Origin of the sequence: Buchnera aphidicola (Mindarus japonicus), from assembly GCF_039393905.1 — a bacterium.
Classification (GTDB): domain Bacteria; phylum Pseudomonadota; class Gammaproteobacteria; order Enterobacterales; family Enterobacteriaceae; genus Buchnera_A; species Buchnera_A aphidicola_B.
This window is the reverse complement of record NZ_CP135030.1, coordinates 80855-100842: the sequence shown is the minus strand read 5'-3', so window position 1 is coordinate 100842 and position 19988 is coordinate 80855. Positions and strand designations below refer to the sequence as shown.

Genomic DNA, 19988 nt, shown 5'->3' with positions numbered 1-19988 from the left:
AAAAAAATTATTTATTATTTAATCTTTATCAATACGACTTACTATTATACTATCTTGAAGATAATATTTTGCTTTATTCTTAGAACTATAAGGATGCATTACTGATTGAGATAACGTTTCAAAACTTAAAGCTGCTATAAACATCCCAGGTCTTAAAGCTAATTTTATGTTTCCTGAATTAAAAAATTCTAAAACTATATTTCCTTTCCAACCTGGGTCTACTCTATGAGAAGTTGCATGAATCATTAGTCCTAATCGAGCCAATGAAGATCTTCCATCTAACCAACCTACTAAATTATCTGGAATACTAAAATTTTCTAAAGTAGTAGCTAAAATAAACTCTTTCGGGGATATATAAAATACTTCATTGTTTTTAATGAAAATTTCATTACTTACATTTTTTTCTATCTCTAAAGCAATATCTTTACTTTTAGCACTTAAATCAATAAAAGAATCTTTTGTATTATTAAATTTTCTAAATTTATTTCCTAAACGAATATCAACTGTTACTCCAGTTATTGAAGATTCATTTGGAAAAGGAGTTATAACTAACTTTTTCTCTTTTAACCATTTTTTTATTTCTTCATCACATAAACGCATAATTCTATTCCTATATTTTTTGTAATCTATTTTTTTATAACATTTTAAAAAAATATTTTGTATTTACAACTTAATACTATTTCTTTGAAAAATTTAATTCTTTAAAATTACCAGAGATTTATATCTCTGGAACCTTAAAGAAAAAACATATATTTTTATGTATCAAAATTTCTATATTTAAAATTTTAAATAAACTAAAAAAATTAACTTAACCAGTTTGTATGAAAACTTCCTTTTTTATCTATACGTTTATATGTATGTGCTCCAAAAAAATCTCTTTGTGCTTGAATTAAATTAGCTGGCAAAAATTCTGAACGATAAGTATCGTAATATGATATAGCTGAAGAAAAAGCTGGGATTGGTATTCCATGTTTTACTGAAAATGAAACAATGTTTCTTAAATCAACTTGATATTTATTAGCAATATTTTTAAAATATGAAGTTAAAAGTAAATTAATAACTAGTTTTTTTTCAGAGTAAACATCAGTTATTTTTTGTAAAAAATCGGCTCTAATAATACATCCTGCTCGGAAAATTTTAGCTATTTTCCCATAATTTAAATTCCAATTATATTTTTCAGATGCTTTTTTTAATTGTGAAAATCCTTGAGCATAAGAAATAATTTTTCCTAGATACAGTGCTTTTCTTATCTTTTCTATAAAAATTTTTTTTTCATCATTTAAAGAAAAATTCTTTTCTGGACCTTTTAATTTTTTTGAAGCTAGAACTCTCTGATTTTTTAAGGAAGATAAATAACGAGAAAAAACAGAAGTAGTAATTAAAGATAAAGGTTCTTCAAGATTTAAAGCATCCTTAGATACCCATTTACCAGTTCCTTTATTTTCAGCGTTATCACGTATCATATCAATTAAATCGTTATTTTTTTCATCTTTTTTCAAAAAAATATATTTAGTAATATCTATCAAATAACTATTAAGTTCTCCTTTATTCCAATCAGAAAAAACATCAGAAATTTCTTTATTATTTAATCCTAATACAGATTTTAATAAAAAATATGCTTCTGAAATTAATTGCATATCTCCATATTCAATTCCATTATGAATCATTTTAACATAATGCCCAGAACCATTTGGACCTATATAAGTCACACATGATTCATTATTAAATTTTGCAGAAATTTTTTTCAGCATTGGAGCAACTAAATTATAAGTTTTTTTTGAACCTCCTGGCATAATCGAAGGACCTTTCAACGCTCCCTCTTCCCCTCCAGATATTCCCGCTCCAATAAAATTAATTCCTATTTTAGATAATTCCTTATCTCTCCGAATTGTATCAAGATAAAAAGTATTTCCTCCATCTATTAAAACGTCTCCTTTTTTTAGCAAAGGAATAATGCTAGAAATAGTTTCATCAGTAGCTTTTCCTGCTTGAACCATTAAAAAAATACATCTAGGATTTTTCAAAGAATTAATAAATTCAGAAAGATTAAAATATGGAAATAACTTTTTTTCTTTATTTTCTAATATTACTTTTTTAGTTTTTTCTTTACTTCTATTAAATATAGATACTAAATAACCTTTACTTTCAAGGTTTAAAGCTAAATTTTTTCCCATTACTGACATGCCTATTACACCAATATCTTTTTTTAACATAATTATCCTCTACAAACTAAATTGACTATTCTTTTAATTAAAATTTACTAAATTTTATTTTTTAAAAAAATCTATATTAATAAAAATTAATTATTAAGTTTTTTTATAAAAAATATCATTTTTTTTTGATCGACTTATTAAATTTTTAATAACAGTATTTAGATTTAAATTACTTTTTTTTAATAAAACTAACAAATGAAAAATTAAATCTGAAGACTCATTAATTAATTCTTTTTTATTTTTTGAAATTGAAGCAATAACAACTTCTACAGCTTCTTCTCCAACTTTTTGAGCAATTCGATGCATTCCTTCTTTATATAGTTTCTTTGTATATGAGTTTTCTAAACCACATTTTTTTTTGTTTTCTAATATTTTTTCTAAAGAATATAAAAAAGAAAAAAAAGTATGTTTACTATTAAAACAACTTTCTTGTTTTAAATGACATGTATCTCCCAAAGGTGATACTAATATCAAAATTGCATCAGTATCACAATCTAAAAATATTTTTTTTACTTTTAAATAGTTTTGGGAAGTTTCTCCTTTAGTCCATAATCTTTTTTTAGTACGAGAATAGAATGTAACTAATTTTGTTTTTTGAGTTCTTAATAATGCTGATTTATTCATATATCCATGCATTAATACAGTTCCAGAATATTGATTCTGAATTACTACTGGAACAAAATCATTAACTTTTTTCCAATTTATTTTAAGGTATAAATCTTTATTTTCTAACATTTTCTAACTTCTATTCCTCTATCAAATAAAAATTGTTTAAGTTTTCTGATATTAATAAGATTTCTATGAAATACAGAAGCAGCTAGTGCTCCTTCAACATCACACTCACTAAATACCTTATAAAAATCTTTCATTTTTCCAGCACCACCAGAAGCAATTAATGGAACTTTACACACTTTTCTAACTTTTATTAATTGTTTTAAATCATATCCTTTCATCATACCATCTTGATTCATCACATTTAACACAATCTCTCCAGCGCCTCTACTTTGTACTTCTTGTACCCATTTTACAGTTTCTAGGCTAGTAGTTTTTGATTTTTTAGGATCCCCTGTGTATTTTTTTACACGATATACTTTATCAATATGATCAAACCAAGAATCAATTCCTACTACTACACATTGAACACCACAATATTCTGCTATTTTATTAATTAAATTAGGATTTATTATTGCTGGAGAATTAATAGATATTTTATCTGCGCCTAAAGAAAGAATTTTCAATGCTTGATTTAAACTAGTTATTCCTCCGGCAACACAAAATGGTATATTAATTATTTTTGCAATTTTAGACACCCAACTTCTATCTATTAATCTATCTTTTGTAGATGCTTCAATATCATAAAAGACTAATTCATCAGCTCCTTCCTCAATATATTTTTTTATTAGAGGTATAATACTGCCCATTACTTTATGATTCAAAAATTGTATTCCTTTAACAACTAAATTGTCTTTTACATCTAAGCATGGAATGATTCTTTTTGATAGCATTGCTCTGCCTCTAATAATGTAAATTTATTCTCTAATAATGCTTTTCCTACAATAATTTTTTTAATTCCATTTTTTTTTAAAATTAAAATATCTTCTAATGAACCTACCCCTCCAGAAGCCTGAAATTCAATATGTTGAAATTTTTTTGAAATTTCTTTATATAATGAAAAATTCGGACCAGATAAAGTTCCATCTTTAGATATGTCGGTACATAATACATGCTTTAAACCAAAGGGAGAAAATTCAGCAATAATGTGTTCTAAACTTATACCAGTTCTTTTTTTCCATCCAGAAATAACGACTTCTTTAAAAAAATTACTGTGAATATATACATCAATAGCTAAAGTTATTACTTTTGGTCCATATTTTTTAAACCATTTTTTTGTTTTATTCATATTATTTAATGCCGATGAACCTATTACTACTCGTTTTGCTCCAAACTCTAACAAAGTTTCTATATCCTTAGAGTATTTTATTCCACCTCCTATTTGAAAAAAATTTGAATTTTTTATTAGTAATTTTTTTAAAAAAAATGTTTGTTTACTATTATAGTTTCTTGCTCCATCAAGATCTACTAAATGCATCATTTTTACTTTATGAGTTCGATATTTATTAACATAATATTGAACATCTTTATTATACTCTTTTACCTGACTATATTTTCCTTGGTACAAACGAACTACTTTTTCTTTTATTATGTCGATAGATGGAATAATCATATTATATCTCTAAAAAATTTTTTATTAGTTTAGACCCTATGGAGCCTGATTTTTCTGGATGAAATTGAACGCCAAAAAAATTATTTTTTTGTATAGCCGCGGAAAAATTAATTCCATAATTTGACTTACAAATAGTGTATTTGTTTATTGGTAAAGCATAACTATGTAAAAAATAAAATCTTTCTTTTCTATCAATGTTTTTAAATAAAATATTTTCATTATCCCAATTTATTACATTCCAACCATTATGTGGTAAAGCAATACCTTTAGCTTTTATGCGAATTACTTTAATATGAAAAATATTCAACATTTTTACGTCTAAACATTCTTCACTAATACGACATAATAATTGCATTCCTAAACAAATTCCTAAAACTGGTTTTTTATAATTTTTGATAAATGAATATAAATTATTTAATTTAATTTGCTGCATTGCAGCCATGGGTGTTCCTACTCCAGGTATAAATAATTTATCTGATGTAGATAATTCATCAATATTCGAGCTAATAATTACGTTAAATCCTAATTTCTTAATAGAATACTTTAAAGAAGCTAAATTAGCACATCCTGTATCAAGTATCATAATATTCATTATAAAATACCTTTTGAACTAGGTACAACATTCCCATTAATTTGAAAAGCTTGTCTTAAAGCAACACCAAACGACTTAAATAAACTCTCTGCTATATGATGATCATTTTTTCCTTTTCCCTTTAAATGTAATGTTATACCCATTGAATGAGTTAAAGAATAAAAAAAATGCTCTATCATTTGAGTGCTTAAAGATCCTATATATTGATAAGAAAATTTTGCTTTAAAAACAAGATATGGTCTTCCTGAAATGTCTACTATACAAGAAGATAAACTTTCATCCATAGGAACATATGATCCAAATCTATTTAATCCTTTTTTATCTTTTAATGCTTTTTTTAAAACTAAACCTAATACTATTCCTGTATCTTCTACAGTATGGTGGTCATCTACTTTTATGTCTCCAATTACTTTTATTCTTCCTGAAATTCTTGCATGTACAAAAATTTGTTCTAACATATGATCAAAAAAATTAATTCCTGTATAAATATCATTTTCTCTTTTTTCATCTATCCATACTTCTACTTCAATTTTAGTTTCTTTTGTGTTTCGGGTTACTTTGAATGTCCTTTTTTTTTCATTAAGAATAATATTATGAGTTATTTGATCCCAATCCAATTTTTCGTTATTATAATGTAGACCTGTAATCCCTATATTTTCTGCAAATTTCATATCACTTTCCCGATCTCCAATAACATAACTTTCTCTAAATAGTATTTTTTTATTTAGTAAAAATTCATTTACTAACTTAGTTTTAGGTTTTCTACATTCACAATTTTCCATCTCTTTATGAGGACAAATTAATATTTTTTCAAAAAAAATACCTTGCGAATTAAAAATATTCATTATAAAATTATGCGTTTTGTTAAAATCTTGAAAAGAAAATGAAGAACTACCAAGACCATCTTGATTTGTAACCATAACTAAATTATATTTTTTTTTCTGTAAAAAAATTAAAGAAGGAATAACATTTTTTTCTAATTTAATTTTATCTAATCTATCAACTTGAAAATTATCCTTTGGTTCAGATATCAATGTTCCGTCTCTATCAATAAATAAAAATTTTTTATACATATTTACTCTCAATAATAATCTTAATAAAAATTATAATTTTAATGAATTCAAAGATTTAATTAATATTAAACATTCGTTTTTAGTTCCAATAGAAATTCGTAAATATCTTTTTAAATTTGTTTTTTTACTTTGATCTCGAAGTATAATTCCTTTGTTCCAAAGAAATGTAAACACTTTATGTGAAGAGTAAAATTTTACTAAAATATAATTAGCATCACTGTCATATATTTTTTCTACTAAAACATTTTTTTTTAAAGATTCTATTAACCAATTTTTATTTTGGTTTAATAAAACTACATTTTTTTTAATAATGTCAATGTTCTTTTTACTCAATGCCTCCTCTGCTATATCTGAAGTAGGAATAGATATAGGATAAGGTGGGATTATTTTAGACAATATCTTGATTATTTTTTTATTGCTTACAAGAAAACCACAACGTAGACCTGCTAAAGAAAAAGCTTTTGATAATGTTCTTAATATAACTAAATGAGAATATTTATGTATCCAGGAAGAAATATTCTTATCGTAACAAAATTCAATATATGCTTCATCTACTACCACAATTGCTCTCTTATAAGCAATTTCTAATATTTTCTTTATCGATTGAATACTAAAACAATTTCCAGTAGGGTTATTTGGTCTACATAAATAAATTATTTTTACATTTTTAATATGTAATTTGATATTTAATATATCAAGATCCCAATTCTTTAATAATGGGACTTGCTTAACATTAATTCCCATTATTTTAGCAGTGACTGAATACATATCATAAGTAGGTGGAAAAATCATAATTGAATCTTTTTCTGGAATACAAAATGTTCTACTCAACAAATCTATCCCTTCATCAGATCCTCTAGTTACTAATATGTTTTTAAAATTAACATTTGAATAACTAGCATATTTTAATATAAGATTTTTTGGTTGACATTCAGGATATCTATTTAAATTATTTCTTTTTATCGTATTTTCAATAGAAAAAGGTGATTCATTAGCATTTAACCATATGCTACCTTTTCCTCCAATTCTTCTAGCAGATTGATAAGGAATGATCTTTCGTAAATGAGGTTGAACTAATTTTTCAATATTAAATATCATAATTTTCCTTTAACGAGTCAAAGCTATCTATTCTAACTTGTACTGCGTTGGAATGCTCAATCATATTTTCTTGTTTAGCTAAAGTTTGAATAGTAAATGATAGGTCTTTTAATCCTTCTTTAGTTAATTCTTGTACTGTAATTTGTTTTTGAAAATCTGATACTGATAATCCAGAACGTGTATTCACAGAACCTGAAGTAGGTAAAACATGATTAGTTCCTGATGCATAATCTCCAGCAGAAACAGGTGACCATTTTCCTAAAAAAATTGAACCTGCATTTTTAATATTGCTTAATTCTTTTTTAGGTGAATTCGTTTGAATAATTAAATGTTCTGGACCATATCTATTTACTATATTAATACACTCATTCATATTTTCTGAATAAATTATTCGACTATTCATAATTGAATTTTTAATTACATGAAAATCAGAAAAAGAATTTAATTTTTTTAATAAAATAGATAAAGTTAATGTAGCTATTTTTTTACATGTAGTAACTAATAAAACTTGAGAAGAAGAACCATGTTCTGCCTGAGAAAATAAATCTGCAACAATAAATTCAGGGTTAGCTGTATAATCAGCGAGCACTAATAATTCTGATGGTCCAGCAATCATATCAATATCAACATTATGAAAAGATTTACTTACCTGCAATTTTGCCTCAGTAACGTATACATTTCCCGGTCCAAAAATTTTATCAACTTTTGGAATTGTTTCGGTTCCAAATGTTAATCCTGCTATAGCTTGAGCACCACCAACTTGAAATACTTTATGTACTCCACATAATTTTGCTACATATAATAATTCATCAGAAATCGGAGGGGGGGAGCAAATAAAAATGTTTTTGCATCCGGCAATTTTAGCTGGTATTGCTAACATTAAAGCCGTAGAAAATAAAGATGTAGATCCACCTGGAACATACAACCCTACTGATTGAATTGGGACTACTAATTTAGAACATTTAATTCCAGGTTGTGTTTCCACTTCTTTTCTTGAGTTATTTTGTAACTTATGAAATAAGTTTATATTTTTAAAAGCAATTAGAATAGATTTTTTGAAATTATCTTGTATATTTAATGAATCAATAGAAATATTCTCTTGATTTAAGAAAAAATTGTTTGTTTCAACTTTATCAAATTCTTTAGTATATTTTGTAATTGCTCTATCACCAAACTGTTTAATATCATTGATGATGTTAGCTACAGTTTTACTAACTACATTTGAATTTTTTAAATGAGGTCTAATTAGAATTCTTTTTTTTTCTTCTGAATTTAATTTTTCCCAAAAAATAACATTTCTTTGTATCATTTTATTTATTCCATCATTTTTTCAATTGGTAAAACTAATATTGAACTAGCACCTAAATTTTTTAATTTTTCCATAGTTTCCCAAAATAAAGTTTCGCTACTAACCATATGCATAGCTACTTTTGTTTTATCGTTTGCTAATTTTAAAATCGTTGGATTTTCAGCGCCTCGTAATAGTGAAATAACTTTTTCTAATTTAGAGATTGGAGCATGCAACATAATATATTTAGATTCTCTTGCCTTAATTACTCCTTGAATACGTGTAATTAATTTATTAATTATATTCTCTTTAAAATCAGAAATTTTTCCTAGTTTACTAATAAGACAAGCGGAAGAAACATAAACAGTTTCTACTTCATGTAATCCATTTTCTTTAAGAGTAGCTCCAGTAGAAACTAAATCACATATAGCATCGGCTAAATTTAATCTTGGTGCTACTTCTACTGATCCATTTAGTGAACATAATTTAAACTGAATTTTTTTTTTATCTAAAAAATTTTTTAATAAATTAGGATAAGATGTAGCAATCCGTAAATTTTGAAAGTATTCAATACCAGAATATTTTATATTTAATGGTACAGATAAAGATAGTCTACACGTTCCGAAATCAAGATCACACAATACATTATATAAATTTTTTTTTAATTTTTCTTTTCTACTTAAAAAGTTTTCTTTTAATACGTTTTTTCCTACAATTCCTAAGTCCACAACTCCTTCGATAACTAACTCTGGAATATCATCATCTCTAACATACATAATATCAATAGGCATATTTTCAGCAAATGCAATTAATCCTTTTTGTTGTAGATTAATTTTAATTCCACAACGAGTTAATAATTTTTTAGAATCATCACTTAATCTTCCTGATTTCTGCATAGCTATTCGAACACGACAATTTTTTTTTATCATTTTTCTCTCTTATTTCTAAAAATTAATAAATTTTTTTAAAAAAATACATTTTTATAAAAAAATAAAAAAGTTATTACCTTATTATAAATAAATAATTAATTAAAACTTAATAAATTACCATTTAAAATAAAAATTTTTTTAAATTAATAAAAAAATGATTTTCTTTTAAAAAAATGAAAAAGTAAAAAATACTTAAATTAAAGAATCAATTAAAACAATTAAAGCAGCTTTACTGCCTAAACCTTTAGGTGCCTGACAAAAAGCAATAATATCTGGGTGTTGAGATAACCAAAAAGAAGTTTGTTGTTTAAGAATATTTTTTCCATGTCCATGTATTATACATGCACAAAAAATATTTTCCTCAAGACAAATAGAAATTAATATTCCTAATTCTTTTTTTGCTTGTAATTGATTTAACCCATGTAAATCAAGAGTAATTTCAGGAATATATTTTCCTTTTTTCATTTTTTTTAATTCATTTTCATCCCTTATATTTCGAACATATGAAACAGGATTATATTTAACTTTATGAGTTAATTTACTGTTAGATAATAAATGAGAATTAAGATCATACTCAAATATTTTACGTTTTGAAAAAAAAGATTTTTTTTTATAAGAACTTTTATAATGAAAAATAGTATCTTGTTTTATTTCTCTAATATCTTTTAAAGATGTTCGAAATAATGAAACATCATTTAATGAAAATGTTTTATTGTTTTCCATAATTTTTTTAATTACCATTATATCTTTTATACAAAAAATATTATTGAAATTTAATTGTCCTGAAGCATTTAATATTTTTAAAAAATTAAATTAATTATAATAATTTTATTATAAAAAAGTATAGTAATACTACAGCAAAAAAAAAATTTTTTAAATTAAAAAAAAATATGCTTATCATTTAAAACAAATAAGGGATTTAAAATGGCTGGAAATACTATTGGAAAAAATTTTTGTATTACTACTTTTGGGGAATCTCATGGAAAATCATTAGGTTGTATTATTGATGGAGTTCCTCCTGGAATAAAAATATCTATTCAAGATTTACAAAAAGAACTTGATAGAAGAAAACCAGGAAATTCTAATTATACAACTCAAAGAAAAGAAGCTGATAAAGTAAAAATTTTATCTGGATTATTTAATGGAACTACTACTGGAACTAGTATTGGGTTACTCATACACAATACTGATCAAAGAAGTCAAGATTATAAAAATAATGAAGATTTATTTCGTCCAGGGCATGCTGATTTTACTTATTATAAAAAATATGGGATCAGAGATTATAGAGGTGGAGGACGTTCTTCAGCTAGAGAAACAACCATGAGAGTTGCAGCCGGTGCAATAGCTAAAAAATATTTATTTGAAAAATATAATATTGTTATTCGAGGTTATTTATCGCAACTTGGAGATATTATTTGCAATTTAAAATCATGGGAAGAAGTTGAAAAAAATCCATTTTTTTGTGCTGATATTAAAAAAGTTAAAAAAATTGAAAATTTTATACGATTATTAAAAAAAGAAGGAAATTCTATTGGAGCAAAGGTAACTATAATTTCAGAAAATGTTCCAATCGGATTAGGTGAACCAGTATTTGATCGATTAGATGCTGATTTAGCTCATGCTTTAATGAGTATTAATGCTGTTAAAGGAGTAGAAATAGGAGATGGATTTTCTGTGGTACATCAAAAAGGATCCGAACATAGGGATGAAATCACTAACAAAAAATTTGAAAGTAATCATGCTGGTGGAATACTTGGTGGAATTAGTAATGGTCAACCTATTATAGCTACAATTGCTTTAAAACCAACATCTAGTATTAGAATTCCTGGAAAAACTATAGATATATATGGAAAAAATAATATCATTTCTACTAAAGGTAGACACGATCCATGCGTGGGAATCAGGGCTGTTCCAATTGCTGAATCTATGGTTGCTATAGTTTTAATGGACCATTTGTTAAGATATAGGGCACAATGTAATAAAATTTAATTTTGAATAAATAAAATATATAATATTTACTTATTCTTTTATTTATATACATTTTTATATAAATTTATATTTTTTAAATTTAGATGCTACTAAACTACTAATTTAGTAGCATTTTTTTTGCTAAAAAATTGTTTAAAAATTTTTTATAAAAAAATAATAATACTTTATTTAACTTAAATTTAATTTAATATAGTTTAAAACTAATTTATGATGGGTGTTAGCCTGAAAATCATTAAATATTTTTTCAATAAAACCTTTAGAATTAATTAAAAAACTTGTTCTATGTACTCCATAATAATCTTTTCCGATAAACGTTTTTTTTTTCCAAACACCAAACTTCTTACTTACTTTATGTTCAAAATCTGATAATAAAGTATAGTTCAACATTTCTTTTTCTATAAATCTTAACAATTTTTTTGGTTTATCTATACTTATTCCTATTATTTCTGTACTAAAACGTTTAAAAATTTCTAACTTATCTCGTAGATTACATGCTTGTATAGTACAACTTGGAGTCATAGCTTTAGGATAAAAAAAAAGTAGTACATTTTTTCCCAAAAAATGATCTAAAGCTACTAAAGTATTATCTTGATCTAATAAAGCAAATTTTGGAGCTATATCTCCAACTTTTAATTTTTTCATTAATTATCTCCATATTAATAACAAAAAAAATATTTTTTTGTTAAAAAATTACATTGATTATAAAAAACTCTAAATTAAAAAAACAAAAAATGCTATTATATTCATAATATTATTATATCTTTCTAAAAATTCAAATTTTATGTAAAATAAAACTATTATTAAAACTTTTAAGAAAAAGATAAATATATCTTATATAGAAATATAAGAATTGATATTCTAACTATCATTAAAAAAAAATTTTTAGTTTTATTTAAAAAATTATTTGAAATTTAATAAAAATTAATTATGTGTTAAGCATAAAATCTTCTACTTGCTTTTTACATACCTTTCAAACGTGCTATATAAAATTTACCTTTGGGAAAAATTAAAAATGTTTAAAGGAAGTATTGTAGCCCTTATTACTCCAATGGATGAAAAAGGAAATATTTGTAAAAATAGTTTAAAAAAATTAATTAATTATCACATTATGTCTGGAACAAACGCCATTGTATCTGTTGGAACTACTGGAGAATCAGCTACTTTAAATCAAGATGAACACCTCGATTTAATTATGCATACTGTAGAACTAGCTGATGGAAAAATTCCTATTATTGCTGGGACAGGAGCTAACGCAACATCAGAAGCAATATCGTTAACTAAACGTTTAAAAAACTCTGGAATTTCTGGTTGTTTAAGTGTTACTCCTTATTATAATCGTCCTACTCAAGAAGGTCTATATCAGCACTTTAAACTAATTTCTGAAAGTACGAAAATCCCACAAATTCTCTACAATGTGCCTTCACGAACAGGTTGTGATTTATTACCAAAGACTGTAATTAAATTGTCTAAACTTAAAAATATTATAGGTATAAAAGAGGCTTCAGGAGATCTATCTAGAGTAAATAATATTAAAAATTATGTTTCTAAAAACTTTTTATTATTTAGTGGAGACGACGCTAGTGCTTTAGATTTTATGCAATTAGGGGGAGATGGCGTGATCTCAGTAACTGCAAATATAGTAGCGAAAGAAATGTCAAAAATTTGCAAATTAGCTTTAGATAAAGATTTTAATTCCGCTAGAGAAATTAATAAAAAATTAATAGATTTGCACGAAACTTTATTTATTGAACCAAATCCAATGCCAATTAAATGGGCAGCTAAAGAACTTAATTTAATATTAACTGATACGCTTAGATTACCAATGATACAAATTTCTAATTCTACTAAAATTTCTTTAAGAAATATTTTAAAAAAAATAAATTTATCATTTTTAGAAAAAAAAAATTAAAAAAAGTAATATATTAAATTTTAAAACGTTTTTTAAATATGAAAAAAATATTTTTCTTAAATTTAATTTTTTTTAAATTTACTTAAATTAAACAATTCAGATTAAAAAAAACATGTATTTATAAATACATTTTTATAAACATAAATGAATTGAAATATATCAAAAGCATTTTAAAAAATATTGTTGTAAATGCAAAAAAAAAAATTATACAGAGCATTGTTACGCTGCTCTGTATAATAAACTATATAAAATAATTATAAAAATGATATTTATTTTTATAAAAAAATTAAGAAAGTAATTTATTCATAATATACTCATATATTTTGCTTAAAATACATAAATCTTTTATTTCGACATGCTCATTAACTTGATGAATAGTTTTATTTATAAGTCCTAATTCAATAATTTCAGAATTCATTAAAGAAATGAACCTACCATCCGAAGTACCTCCTGCAGTCGATAATATAGGTTTGATTTTATTAATACTTTGAATGGCTTGAGCAACTACCTTTGTTAATATACCTGGAGTAGAAAAAAACGGAAAACCTGATAATTTCCAACTAATAAAATATTTTAAATTATATTTAAGTAACATTTTTTTAAAGTAATTTTTTATTTCTTGAATTGTAATAACAGGACTAAATCGGATATTAAATACCACAAGTAATTCACTTGGAACTAAATTTTCTGAATTTGAATTAGATTCAACTCTAACTATTTGCATATTTGTAGGAGGAAAAAAATTATTTCCTATATCAAATTCGTATTTAATTAATTCTTTTAAAAAAGAAATGGATTTATGTATAGGATTATCTACAGATTCTGGATAAGCAACATGTCCCTGAATTCCTAAAATTTTTAAATATCCTGTGATTGAACCTCTTCTACCATTTTTTATAAAATCTCCAATAATACTCTTACTAGAAGGTTCCCCTAAAATACAATAATCTATGTTTTCTTTTCTAGATAACAATGTTTTTACGACCGCTTTTGTACCATCCAACGCCAAAGATTCTTCATCAGAAGTTATTAAAAATGATAATCGATTTTTGTGATTAGGATTTAAATTAACAAATTTTTCAGCTGCTACAATCATTGCAGCTAAAGCACCTTTCATGTCAACGGCACCTCTTCCAAAAAGTTTATTTTTTTTAATAACAGCACTAAATGGAGGAAATTTCCATAAACTTTTTTTGCCAGCAGGTACAACATCTGTATGACCCGCAAACGTCAGATTTTTTCCTTTTCCACGAAAAGCCCATATATTAGAAGTATTGTTAATATTTATATGTTCTACAGTAAATCCAATGGATCGTAATCTATTTGAAATAATTTCTTGACAACCTAAATCTAATGGACTTATAGAAGGTATAGAAATTAATTGTTGAGCTAATTTAGTAACAGAAAGATTTTTCATGCAATGCCTTGAGAAATAAAAAAAATTAATTATTTTATTTAATATTTTTTATTTTATATATGTTAAGTATAATTTTTTTTTAAGTTAAAAAACTAAAATATTTAACTACTTAACAACGATTTTATTTTTTTTACTATACTTTCTATTGTAAATCCAAATTTGGAATATAAAGCTTCACCAGAAGCTGATTCTCCATATCTATTAATTCCTATTATTTTTCCATGTAAACCAACATATTTATACCAAAAATCTGTTATTCCAGCTTCGATAACTACTCTCTTTATAACTTTTTCAGGAAGAAGATATTTTCTATATTCTATATTTTGTTTATCAAACATATCTGCTGATGGCATTGATATTACTCTACTAGAGTATCCTAATGAATCAATTTTCTTAGATACTTTTAAAGTTAAAGATAATTCAGAACCTGTTGAAATTAAAATTAAATCAGGTATATTCTTTGTATCTTTAACAATATAAGCTCCCTTAGAAATATTTTTTAATTGTTCTTTGCTTCTATTAGATTGAACCAAATTTTGTCTAGATAAAATCAAAGCAGTTGGACCATCTTTTTTTTCTATCGCACACTTCCATGCTACTGCAGTTTCAACTTGATCACTTGGTCTCCATACACTTAAATTTGGAGTTAACCGTAAATGTGATAACTGTTCGATAGGTTGATGTGTTGGACCATCTTCTCCTAATCCTATTGAATCATGAGTGTAAATAAAAATTTGCTTAGTTTTCATTAATGCAGACATTCTAATCGCATTTTTAGCATATTCTGAAAAAACTAAAAAAGTAGCAGTATAAGGAATAAAACCTCTATAAACAGAAATTCCATTAGAAATAGCTGTCATTGCAAACTCTCTAACTCCATAATGTATATAATTTCCATTATGATTATTTTTAATAGAAACAGAATTGCAATGCATTGTTAAATTACTAGGAGATAAATCTGCAGAACCACCTATTAATTCTGGTAACATTTTTCCAATAAATGATAAAATTTTTTGAGATGCTTGTCTAGTAGCAATTGTTTTAGAATCTTCTTGTAATGAATTGATCAAATAATTTATTTTTTTCTTCCAATTAGTTGGAAGAGAACCATCAATTCTTCTTTTATATTCTAATGCTAAATCAGCATATTCTTTTTCATAATCACTAAAAATATTATTCCATTTTTCTTCTATTTCTTTTCCTTTTTTTGTCGCATTCCAAATATTATACATTTCTTTGGGTATAAAAAATTCTGGATACTTCCAATTCATATTTTTTTTTGTTAAATCTGATTCAGTTTTTCCTAAAGGAGCACCATGAACAATCTCCTTATTAGATTTATTAGGAGAACCAAATCCAATAACTGTATTACAAATAATTAATGATGGTTTTTTAGTATTTTTTTTAGCTTCTACAATTGCATTAGAAATCGATAAGGTATCATGCCCATCTACTTCGTCAACTACATGCCAACCATATGCTTCAAAACGTTTTTTTGTATTTTCAGTAAACCAATCTATAACAGGACCATCAATAGATATTTTATTGCTATCATAAAATACTATTAATTTTCCTAAACCTAATGTTCCTGCTAATGAACATGATTCATGAGAAATTCCTTCCATTAAACAACCATCTCCAGCAAACACCCAGGTGTAATGATCTACTATAGAATAATTTTTTCGATTAAAATAAGCGCCTAAAGTACGTTCAGAAATAGCCATTCCAACTGCATTAGCTATTCCCTGTCCTAATGGACCTGTTGTAATATCAACTCCTTCTGTACAACCAAATTCAGGATGTCCTGGTGTTTTTGATCCCAATTTTCTAAAATTCTTTAATTCTTTAATAGATAAATCATAACCAGTAAGATGTAAAATACTGTATAATAAAGCAGAAGCATGTCCATTTGAAAGAACAAAACGATCTCTATTAGACCACTTTGAATTTAAAGGGTTATGCTTAAAAAAATCTCTCCATAAAACTTCTGCTATATCTGCCATTCCCATAGGAGCTCCGGGATGTCCTGAGTTAGCTCTTTCAACCATATCTATACTTAATGCTCTAATTGCATTAGCTAATTCTTTTCTTGAATACATATTAATCCTTAAAAATTATTTAAACTATCTAAAAAAATAAAATTAAATAAAAACTAAAAATTTTTTGATAATATTCTCTCTAAATTTTCTTGATCTTTAGCAAATTTTCGAATACCTTCTGATAATTTTTCAACAGCCATAGCATCTTGATTATGGTGCCATCTAAATTCAGATTCTGATAATGATTGATTATTTTTATAATATTTTTTTTCATTATTTAAAATTTGATCTACTACTCCTAAACTATTTTCTAATTCTTTTAATAATACAGGGGAAATTGTTAAATAATCGCATCCTGCTAATGCTAATATTTGTTCTATTCTTCTAAAACTAGCACCCATAATAATAGTCTTATAATTATTTTCTTTATAATATTTATAAATTTTTCGAACAGATAATACTCCTGGATCTTTTTTAACTGAATAGATTTCATTAGGATTTTTTGACTTATACCAATCATAAATTCTTCCTACAAAAGGAGAAATTAAAAAAACTTTTGCTTCAGCGCAAGCTCTAGCTTGTGCAAAAGAGAATAATAAAGTTAAATTACAATTAATATTATTTTTTTTTAATTCTTTAGCAGCAGCAATACACTCCCAGGTTGCAGCTAATTTAATTAAGATTTTAGATCTATTAATACCTTCTTCTTCGTACATCTTTATAATCGAATTTGCTTTTTTAATACATTCTTCTTTATTAAACGATAATCTAGCATCTACTTCAGTAGAAATTTTCCCTGGTATATATTTTAATATTTCCGAACCAATCAAAACTGAAATTTTTTCACTAGCGTTAACAATTTTTTTTTGATGATTTCCTCCTTTTAATTTAGCATATTTTATTGCAGAAATAATAAGATTTTGATAACAAGATAAATTAATAGCTTGTAAAATAAGAGTTGGATTAGTAGTTGCATCTTTTGGTTGATATTTCTGAATAAATTTAATATCTCCTGTATCAGCAACAACAGTTGTAATTTTTTTTAAACTTTGTAATTGATTCATTATAAATACAAACCTCTTTTAAAATTAAATATTTATTTAAAAAATAAAACTGTTATAGTTTATAGAACTTTACTTAATTAAAGATTACTTTTTTTAAAATTTCTTTTTATAAAAAATAAAAAATTAACATTATTTTTTTAAAAAAAATTAAGAAAGAAATTTTCTTATAATTAAAGAAACATTAGCACCACCAAATCCAAAACTATTAGACATAATAGTTTTATGATTAAAATGTATAAGATTTCTCACTATTGGAAAATCTTTAGCAACAGGATCTAAATTAGAAATATTAATACTTGGAACAATAAAATTATTTTTTAACATTAAAATAGAATATATTAACTCATGTACGCCAGCTGCTCCTAGCGAATGACCGGTTAAACTTTTTGTTGAAGAAATTAGTGGAATTTTTTTGTTATTGAATATTTCTTCAATACAAAATAATTCAGAAATATCTCCTATTTTTGTAGAAGTCGCATGTGTATTTATATAATCAATTGGAAAATTGACTGTACTTAATGCAGATTTCATACATCTGATTACTCCCTTTTTTGACAGTTTAACCATATTTTCTCCGTCTGAACTAAATCCATATCCTATAATTTCAGCATATATTTTTGCTTTTCTCGATAAGGCATGATTTAATTCTTCTAATACTACTATTCCTGATCCTTCCGATATGATAAAACCATCCCTATCGATATCATAAGCTCTTGAAGCTTGCTCAGGATTATAATTTCTTTTTTTAGATAATACTCTCATAGCATCAAATTTTAGCATTAATTCTTTACTTAATACTTCAGATCCTCCAGCAAAAATAATATCTTGTTTCCCGAATTGAATTAAGTCGTAAGCATTCCCTATACAATATGCTGAACTAGCACAAGCAGAACTAATTGAGTAACTAATTCCATAAATATTAAAAAAAGTAGAGAGACAAGCTGATATATTGGACGTCATTGTTTGTATTAAAGAATATGTATTAGGATTTTTCTTTTTTTTTATATTTTTATTTTCTGTATTATGCAATAAATTATTTTTATTTTCTGAATTTATTGAAGAACCTATAATAATACCCACTCGAGAATTTCTTTTAAAAAAATCTTCTCTAAGAGAAGAATCTTTAATGGCTTCCAACATTGTTAAATATGCATATGCTGAAGAAGTATTCATAAATCGAATTTTTTTTTTAGAAATATCTTTAAATATGTCTATATTATATTTTATATTACCGCAAATTTGACTACGCATACCTATTTTTTTCATAAAATCAGAAAAAATTATTCCTGAATTTAATTTTTTTAATGAAAACAATACTTCTTTAATATTATTTCCAATACTAGAAACGATTCCTAATCCAGTAATTACAACTTTTTTCACGTAAATGACACCTTATAATAAATATTTATTTATATATAATCAAAAAAATAACTAATTTTTTTAAAAAATAATTTTTTACTTTACAAAAACTATTTATTAAAATTAAATTTTAATAAAAACCAATAAAAAATTAATTTAACTACATTTAAAACTAATAAAATTTATTTATTTTTTAAAAAAAATATTTTTTTAAAAAAAATTACTTATGATTTTAACTTCCAAGAAATATTTTTTTAAATAAATAAAAAATATATAAAGATGTTTATTTTTAATAATATATGATAAAATTTTTTTATATACTATATATATAATATATATTTCTTAAAATATTATCTGATTTTTTAATTAGAAATTTAGTTAAGAATTAATTTTATAAAAAAATATTTATTTTATTAAAGAAGTTGACCAGATAGTCGCTGCTAATTTAAATATTTATTAGGAGAGGAAAGTCCGGGCTCTAAAGGGCTGAAAGTGCCAGATAATGTCTGGGAGGTGTGAACCTACGAATAGTGCAACAGAAAAAAACCTCCAATTTTTTGAAAAAAAAAATAAAAATTCGGGAAGGGTGAAAAGGTAAGGTAAGAGCTTACCGCAAAATTAGTAATAATTTTGGCAGTGTAAACTCCACTTAGAGCAAAGCTAAATAAGGTAAAAAAAGTTATAGCCCTTACTTAAAAAACCTGGGTAAGCTGCTTGAACTAACAAGTGATTGTTAGTCTAGAGAAATGACTATCTAAAACAAAACCCGGCTTATAGGTCAACTTCTTTTTTTT

18 protein-coding genes and 1 other RNA gene are annotated in these 19988 nt (G+C 24.8%); 3 read left to right on the top strand and 16 right to left on the bottom strand.

The genetic code is table 11. From position 1 onward, the window contains the following. Positions 1 to 18: 18 nt before the first annotated feature. The 11 genes from dcd to smrB form a co-directional block, all read right to left on the bottom strand. The gene (dcd, locus tag RJT65_RS00490) at positions 19 to 600 is read right to left on the bottom strand and encodes a dCTP deaminase (protein ID WP_343152899.1); all 582 of its coding nucleotides are present in this window, start codon (positions 598 to 600) and stop codon (positions 19 to 21) included. Between the two features lie 203 nt (positions 601 to 803). After that, the gene (gndA, locus tag RJT65_RS00485; protein WP_343152897.1) at positions 804 to 2213 is read right to left on the bottom strand and encodes an NADP-dependent phosphogluconate dehydrogenase; all 1410 of its coding nucleotides are present in this window, start codon (positions 2211 to 2213) and stop codon (positions 804 to 806) included. Between the two features lie 93 nt (positions 2214 to 2306). After that, positions 2307 to 2948, bottom strand: a complete 642-nt coding sequence (gene hisIE / locus RJT65_RS00480; protein ID WP_343152896.1) for a bifunctional phosphoribosyl-AMP cyclohydrolase/phosphoribosyl-ATP diphosphatase HisIE — start codon at positions 2946 to 2948, stop codon at positions 2307 to 2309. Continuing rightward, positions 2942 to 3718, bottom strand: a complete 777-nt coding sequence (gene hisF, locus RJT65_RS00475) for an imidazole glycerol phosphate synthase subunit HisF (protein WP_343152893.1) — start codon at positions 3716 to 3718, stop codon at positions 2942 to 2944. Before hisF ends, hisIE begins: the two co-directional genes overlap by 7 nt. After that, entirely contained in the window at positions 3688 to 4437 is a 750-nt protein-coding gene (gene hisA, locus RJT65_RS00470) for a 1-(5-phosphoribosyl)-5-[(5-phosphoribosylamino)methylideneamino]imidazole-4-carboxamide isomerase (protein WP_343152891.1), read from the bottom strand. The genes hisF and hisA overlap by 31 nt, the downstream gene beginning before the upstream one ends. A gap of 1 nt (position 4438) precedes the next feature. Further along, positions 4439 to 5029: an imidazole glycerol phosphate synthase subunit HisH gene (gene hisH / locus RJT65_RS00465; protein ID WP_343152889.1), complete on the bottom strand. Its 591-nt coding sequence runs from the start codon at positions 5027 to 5029 to the stop codon at positions 4439 to 4441. Next, a complete protein-coding gene (hisB, locus tag RJT65_RS00460) occupies positions 5029 to 6102 on the bottom strand; it encodes a bifunctional histidinol-phosphatase/imidazoleglycerol-phosphate dehydratase HisB (protein ID WP_343152887.1) in 1074 nt (357 codons plus the stop codon). Before hisB ends, hisH begins: the two co-directional genes overlap by 1 nt. A gap of 30 nt (positions 6103 to 6132) precedes the next feature. Next, positions 6133 to 7200: a histidinol-phosphate transaminase gene (hisC, locus tag RJT65_RS00455; protein WP_343152885.1), complete on the bottom strand. Its 1068-nt coding sequence runs from the start codon at positions 7198 to 7200 to the stop codon at positions 6133 to 6135. After that, positions 7190 to 8509 (bottom strand): histidinol dehydrogenase, encoded by a 1320-nt coding sequence (gene hisD / locus RJT65_RS00450; protein WP_343152883.1) that lies wholly within the window; start codon positions 8507 to 8509, stop codon positions 7190 to 7192. The genes hisC and hisD overlap by 11 nt, the downstream gene beginning before the upstream one ends. A 5-nt stretch (positions 8510 to 8514) precedes the next feature. After that, on the bottom strand, positions 8515 to 9414 hold the full coding sequence (gene hisG / locus RJT65_RS00445) for an ATP phosphoribosyltransferase (protein WP_343153162.1): 900 nt from the start codon (positions 9412 to 9414) through the stop codon (positions 8515 to 8517). A gap of 195 nt (positions 9415 to 9609) precedes the next feature. Continuing rightward, complete coding sequence (gene smrB, locus RJT65_RS00440) at positions 9610 to 10140, bottom strand: endonuclease SmrB (RefSeq protein WP_343152882.1); 531 nt, start codon at positions 10138 to 10140, stop codon at positions 9610 to 9612. 201 nt (positions 10141 to 10341) lie between these two features. On the opposite strand from smrB, the gene aroC reads away from it, so the two are divergent. Further along, positions 10342 to 11406: a chorismate synthase gene (aroC, locus tag RJT65_RS00435; RefSeq protein WP_343152880.1), complete on the top strand. Its 1065-nt coding sequence runs from the start codon at positions 10342 to 10344 to the stop codon at positions 11404 to 11406. A 168-nt stretch (positions 11407 to 11574) separates the two neighbouring features. On the opposite strand, the gene bcp is transcribed toward aroC, so the two are convergent. Continuing rightward, positions 11575 to 12048, bottom strand: coding sequence for a thioredoxin-dependent thiol peroxidase (gene bcp / locus RJT65_RS00430; RefSeq protein WP_343152878.1), 474 nt, complete (start codon positions 12046 to 12048; stop codon positions 11575 to 11577). Positions 12049 to 12418: 370 nt separating this feature from the next. Here bcp and dapA point away from each other — a divergent pair, with 370 nt between their 5' ends. Then, positions 12419 to 13315 carry a 4-hydroxy-tetrahydrodipicolinate synthase gene (dapA, locus tag RJT65_RS00425; RefSeq protein ID WP_343152876.1) on the top strand — a complete coding sequence of 299 codons (897 nt, stop codon included), beginning with the start codon at positions 12419 to 12421 and terminating at the stop codon, positions 13313 to 13315. Between the two features lie 286 nt (positions 13316 to 13601). Here dapA and dapE read toward each other — a convergent pair whose 3' ends face one another. The 4 genes from dapE to RJT65_RS00405 all read right to left on the bottom strand — a co-directional run bounded on the left by dapE (position 13602) and on the right by RJT65_RS00405 (position 19215). Further along, positions 13602 to 14732, bottom strand: a complete 1131-nt coding sequence (gene dapE, locus RJT65_RS00420) for a succinyl-diaminopimelate desuccinylase (protein WP_343152874.1) — start codon at positions 14730 to 14732, stop codon at positions 13602 to 13604. Positions 14733 to 14833: 101 nt separating this feature from the next. Further along, positions 14834 to 16831: a transketolase gene (gene tkt / locus RJT65_RS00415; RefSeq protein ID WP_343152873.1), complete on the bottom strand. Its 1998-nt coding sequence runs from the start codon at positions 16829 to 16831 to the stop codon at positions 14834 to 14836. A 53-nt stretch (positions 16832 to 16884) separates the two neighbouring features. Then, entirely contained in the window at positions 16885 to 17835 is a 951-nt protein-coding gene (gene tal, locus RJT65_RS00410; protein ID WP_343152872.1) for a transaldolase, read from the bottom strand. A gap of 147 nt (positions 17836 to 17982) precedes the next feature. Further along, a complete protein-coding gene (locus tag RJT65_RS00405) occupies positions 17983 to 19215 on the bottom strand; it encodes a beta-ketoacyl synthase N-terminal-like domain-containing protein (protein ID WP_343152871.1) in 1233 nt (410 codons plus the stop codon). Between the two features lie 397 nt (positions 19216 to 19612). Between RJT65_RS00405 and rnpB the strand changes: the two genes are divergently transcribed. Then, positions 19613 to 19984, top strand: an RNA gene (gene rnpB, locus RJT65_RS00400) — RNase P RNA component class A. Positions 19985 to 19988: the final 4 nt, after the last annotated feature.